We start from the raw sequence: 5,029 nt of genomic DNA, 5'->3' as shown, positions 1-5,029 counted from the left end.
CTTTTTGCGTGCCACAATGAGCACTTTCGTCTTTCTTGCCTACTGGCATTATAGCATATGCCTTTCGGCATTTCAAGTATGCCCTACTTCCACCACTTGTAAACGGTGGGCTTGCTCAATCCTGTCTCTCGAATGCAGTCCGCTTTCTTTCCTGCTGGGTGGCTCTCCTGCCATTCTCTGACTGTCTGCTCCGCTGTTCCACTCCCTTTTGGTCTACCCTCTTTTACTTCTTCTCCTAACTGCTTTTTTAAAGCTTTCATAGTATTCATAACCTTTACATGGTCTTTTTGCTTTCTGTAATTCCGCTTATTTGCTGGTATCGTAACCTTTGTGTTGTCCTCTATCCATTCCCGGCTTGCTATCGTTGACAGCCTTTTTCTGTCCCCTTTCAATGCCCGGAGAGCGTCTTTCACATCTGCCCGGCTGAAATGGTTGTCCTCGTCCTCGGTAAGGCTCTCTAAATGGTCCAGGAACGCATAGGCGTCTCTCCGTATCTTCTGCTCGGATATGCCACACTTCAAGCCATAAGAGCACAACGCCATAATAGAAAAGTAACGCCCTCCGGCTTTCACTTCCTCGGTTATTTTCCGTTTCCACCACTCATATAAAGCTTCGTTACATACCCACGTACCGCCCTGCTTCTTACTTTTCTGCTTCGGCTCTCCCTGCACGATCCGCTTCTCATACCATTCCGGGTACAGCTCCTTTGCTTCTTCCAGCGTAACGGTACTTTTTCTTCTCGGCTTCTCGTACAACGGAGCAAGGTCTACCTTACAGCTCGGTATGCTGGCTTTTATGTCCTCCAGCGTGTAACGGTTCTCTGACAGCTTATAGGCTTTTACTGGGAAATCTACACCCAGCTTCGACTGACTCCCCACACACCGGAAACCTTGATAAATTCCGGTTATATCCGGGCTGTCCGGACGGATAGAGCTGGTATCATTCCATAGCCGCCGAATAAAGGCTTCTTTCAGCTCCGCAAGCACTTCTTCCCGGTTTCGATACAACTGAACCGGCTCCTGCAAGAAATAGTAAAGATGTACCCCCTTGCCGGAGCTGACAAGATAAGTCGGACGAAGCTGCACACCATTCCCAAACTGCTTCAACAGGTTCTTTAACTGCTGTTTGCCTACATAATCCACGTCCACCACCACCGCAAACAGCTCATGAGCGTTCTCTTTCGTGTGTGACTTTCCGTAAAAACTAATAGGCGGTATCAGCCCAAACCTATCTCCTATGACCTTATCCAGCATTTTCAGACTATCATCAATTACCCACTGCCGGGTTCTTCCTTTGCCAGACGGTCTAATCTGTGTCGCTATAATATTACCTTTTCCGTCCTCCGGCTCTTGCTGGAGACTGCCAGCCGGAAACAACTCCCGATAGAAATCATGAGGACTTACTTCCGGGTATCCCCTCTCCAACATAAGGGCTTCTTTCTCCCGATAAGCAGACTTCCACTCATACCCTCTTTTATCTCTCCTTTTGGTGTATTTTGCCATAGTCTTTTGCACCTCACTCCCTCTCGCCTTGACCGCTAATCTTATCAATGAGTTTTTTTTACCTTTTTCCGTCAAGTATAAGGGAGTGCCTTTTTGATGTCAATATCTACACCTCACTCCCTCTCGCCTTGACCGCTAATCTTATCAATACATTTTTGCACCTTTTTCTTCGTACCGACAAACTGCAATTTATCTTAGAAATTACAGCGATGTTATTTTGATAAACTTTCAAGAATTGAAATATCATGCTTATCTTTATCTCTTAATTCATAACCTGAATGGAAAACTTTTTGGCCTTTTAAAGATATACAAGGAATTGTTTTGCCTTCAAAAAAAACACTACCAAAGTAATCTTTTTCAAACTCATACCATCCACCCTCTAAATCAGCTTGTTTTGAAGTTCCGTCCTCATTTAAAACGAACGGGTGAATGTCTAAGTAACCAAGTTCATCACTATATAACTCTATTCTAACCGGTTTCCAGTCTGTATCAATTTTATAGCCCAGATTCAAAAGCACATTTAACAATTTTTCCGTATGTTGAGCATCAAAATTTATATCTATATCTCTATGAATTCTTGTTTGTTTACCAGCTAAAATATCTACACCCCATCCGCCATCCAACCAGTATGTAATTCCAGTATTTTCGAATAATTCTATTACTTTCATTAAATCTTCTTTTGTTGTTATTTCTTTTCTACCCATACAAAGTCTCCTTTACAACTTCTATATAATTGTTTAGTTAAGTCAATATCAATATCTAATTGCCAAGGCTCAAAATCAAAAATCATGGTCATCACACTCCTTTTTAAAATTCTAATTTATCGATTTCTTTTTACTTACTAATCATACCATACAACAGCATAAGAAACACTAAAATATTGCAGACCATACCGCCCCAAAACAGGTACAACTTCAAGCCCTCATATCTAAAAAAACTGTTCTTACTTTCCTCAAGCTCCCGGATCTTCTGCTTCATCACGCTCGTAAGTGTATCAGACTGCTTCTCAAGAAGCTTTGTAGCCCTCTGTATAGCCTCTATATTCGCCTGTAACGCCTTTCTAACCTCTTGGACGGTGTTTTCCTTAACCTCATCTTTCAGGCTCCCAATCTCGCCCGATATAGCGTCTTGAAGCAATTCGTTGCTGTTCTTCAGCAGCTCTACGCTCTGCTTCAGCTCGCTGATGAGCTTCCTGTTCTGCTCTGCGTCTCTCTGCCTGTTCTGCTCTGCCCTCACTTGTTCTTGATTTGACTGCTTCATCAATTCCTCGCAGTTCTCGCTCGACATCGCCAACGCTTCTTTGAGCAGACTGTTTTCCAGCTCTGTCCGGCTCTGTCGGTTTAACTCTTGAAGCTGCTCTCTTGGACTGCTCTGCTTCTGCTGTTCGTGCATTTCTCTCAAACTCATGCTCCATACTCTCCTTTCCAAAATCCATATTGTAGTATTTTTCCAGCTTGTTATCCCTGATTTTACAAGCCTTTTCTCCTGCCTGTTCCCTGGCTAAGTCGGTATATGTGATGTACTTGTGGCTGTCCTGCCAGTCCACCCCGTACCCTCTTTCATTCATCAGCCGGATAAAGGTTTCCCGGCTGGTCGCTGTTTCCTTACAATCCAGCACCGCAAGGGCAATATCCTGCACATAGCTTTTGACCTTTCCCTGCTCTGCCTGTTTCAAAAGCTGGTAGGTGTCTTTGCTCCATGCCACCGTTTCTTCCCGGACTTCTCCAGCAAATGTCTTTCCTTTCTCCGGCACATGCAAGCCCTGTTCCCAGCTCTGCTCGTTGCACCGTTCCTTTAAGTCTTTAAGGTCGTGCTTACTCCATTGGAGCTTATGACCGTTCTCATAATTTACGGAATTGACAATAAAGTGCGTGTGTATATGCCCCTTGTCTATATGCGTGGCTATCAGAACTTCATGCCCTTTCCATGCCTTTGTATGCTCTGCCAGCTCGACAGCGTTCTTGTGAGCCTGCTCCGGGGTTATTTCCTCGTCCTCATGGTAGGATTGCACATAATGCTTATAGGTTCTTCCGTCCGTCTTGCCCCACAGCTCCTTTGTGGCTTGCATTTCCTCCTTGACCGTCTCCGGCTCACAATGCAGACCGCTGACAAGCTTCTCCTCTGTCTTTTCTTTTTTCGTCACATAATCTATTGCGTGCCCTATGCCCGCCTTTGAAGATACCGCCTTAATGACTGCCATACTTGTTCAGCTCCTCTCCATGCTTCCGCACTTCCGCTTCACTCGGCAACATTCCCCCCTCATTACACCTCTTTGCTATTTGGTTGAGGTTGTTCCCTATCCGTTTCAGTTCCGGGATAAGTTCTTTGATACCGTCCGTATTCACGATCTGCTTCTCCAGCACACAGGAAAGGATATACTCCTGCTGGTTCTTTCCACTCTCTGAAATCTTCTCCTGCAACTGCTGGTATTCTTCTTCACTTACTCGGAATGATAACTGCTTTGGTCTTGTCTTGTTCATGCCCTTACCACTCCATATCCATGACATCAAGTAAGTCAAAGAAACGCTCCAGCGTCTTATTTTCCTTTTCTGCCGGGTTCTGTTTTACATATTTATCAATTACTTTCATCAGCTCCTGCACCTCGTATCTGTACTCAAACTGAATTTTATCCATTTCTTTTTTCATGCCTTTGACCTCTCTTTCTTCGGTGCTACCACCGTCAAATTATGAGCCTTTCGGCTCTCTAAAAAGGGGGATTGAAGGGGGGCTTGCCACCCTCACAAGTTCTAAAGTGGTAACACTTTAGGGAACTTGCAATATATCCGCTACACATATTATAGCATGATAGACACCCTATATCAAGCGGATATATTCGTGCGTATATTCTGCCAAGAATATAGTGGAGCTTACTTCCTCTTGGGCGACTTTGGAAGTGTAGGTGGAAGAAAGTCAAGGGCTTGTTTTTTATCTGCAGTATGAGCTTCGGCTTGCCGATCAGCGAGTACAGCAGATAAAAAATGGTCGCAGACCACCCTTTACTTTCTTCCGCCGGAACGGACAATGAAGCACAGGGGGAAGTAACGGAACGGATGGACAGCCGTTTTCCCCTCCGGCATTATAGCCAACAAAAAAGAGTATCAAGGGTAAACGCTGCGGTCTATGACCGCCCTTGACACTCTTTTCCTTATGGCTTTGATAATAAACAAGGGGAAATGGCTTCTTGTGGCATTTCTGCCACTATGGTATAATGAGCGACGCTACCACCCCTATACAGGTACAGAAAGGGGGTGTGCCACCATGAGTATATTTTCGTCTTTCTTACTCTCTGTCTTGGCAAGTGTAATCGCCTACTACATCTGCAAATGGCTGGACGGAGATAAATAGCGGTAGCCAGCCTAAGGAATAAGCCACCTTGCCACAACGGAATAGAAAAGCCCCGGAGTTGCGACCTCCGGGGCTTTTTGCGTGCCACAATGAGCACTTTCGTCTTTCTTGCCTACTGGCATTATAGCATATGCCTTTCGGCATTTCAAGTATGCCCTACTTCCACCACTTGTAAACGGTGG

The 5,029-nt window shown here is 44.9% G+C and carries 5 protein-coding genes; all 5 read right to left on the bottom strand.

Features of this window, described 5'->3' with window-relative positions:
• Positions 1 to 83: 83 nt before the first annotated feature.
• On the bottom strand, positions 84 to 1,502 hold the full coding sequence (locus DWX73_RS12820; RefSeq protein WP_069424533.1) for a repa: 1,419 nt from the start codon (positions 1,500 to 1,502) through the stop codon (positions 84 to 86).
• A 212-nt stretch (positions 1,503 to 1,714) separates the two neighbouring features.
• Positions 1,715 to 2,206 (bottom strand): nucleotidyltransferase domain-containing protein, encoded by a 492-nt coding sequence (locus DWX73_RS12815; RefSeq protein WP_009263190.1) that lies wholly within the window; start codon positions 2,204 to 2,206, stop codon positions 1,715 to 1,717.
• Between the two features lie 386 nt (positions 2,207 to 2,592).
• Positions 2,593 to 3,702 carry a relaxase/mobilization nuclease domain-containing protein gene (locus DWX73_RS12805; RefSeq protein WP_055166537.1) on the bottom strand — a complete coding sequence of 370 codons (1,110 nt, stop codon included), beginning with the start codon at positions 3,700 to 3,702 and terminating at the stop codon, positions 2,593 to 2,595.
• Positions 3,689 to 3,982 (bottom strand): plasmid mobilization protein, encoded by a 294-nt coding sequence (locus DWX73_RS12800; protein WP_242996904.1) that lies wholly within the window; start codon positions 3,980 to 3,982, stop codon positions 3,689 to 3,691. Before DWX73_RS12800 ends, DWX73_RS12805 begins: the two co-directional genes overlap by 14 nt.
• 4 nt (positions 3,983 to 3,986) lie before the next feature.
• The gene (locus tag DWX73_RS13690) at positions 3,987 to 4,148 is read right to left on the bottom strand and encodes a hypothetical protein (protein ID WP_004614779.1); all 162 of its coding nucleotides are present in this window, start codon (positions 4,146 to 4,148) and stop codon (positions 3,987 to 3,989) included.
• Between the last annotated feature and the right edge of the window lie 881 nt (positions 4,149 to 5,029).

Origin of the sequence: Coprococcus sp. AF21-14LB, from assembly GCF_003458885.1 — a bacterium.
Taxonomy (GTDB): Bacteria; Bacillota; Clostridia; order Lachnospirales; family Lachnospiraceae; genus UBA9414.
Note: the sequence above shows the minus strand (reverse complement) of the source record. Positions and strands in the feature narration are given on the sequence as shown.

Coding starts and splice junctions, on each gene's coding strand:
- DWX73_RS13690 (WP_004614779.1), bottom strand. CDS start 4,148: ATGAAAAAAGAAATGGATAAAATTCAGTTTGAGTACAGATACGAGGTG.
- DWX73_RS12800 (WP_242996904.1), bottom strand. CDS start 3,982: ATGAACAAGACAAGACCAAAGCAGTTATCATTCCGAGTAAGTGAAGAA.
- DWX73_RS12820 (WP_069424533.1), bottom strand. CDS start 1,502: ATGGCAAAATACACCAAAAGGAGAGATAAAAGAGGGTATGAGTGGAAG.
- DWX73_RS12815 (WP_009263190.1), bottom strand. CDS start 2,206: ATGGGTAGAAAAGAAATAACAACAAAAGAAGATTTAATGAAAGTAATA.
- DWX73_RS12805 (WP_055166537.1), bottom strand. CDS start 3,702: ATGGCAGTCATTAAGGCGGTATCTTCAAAGGCGGGCATAGGGCACGCA.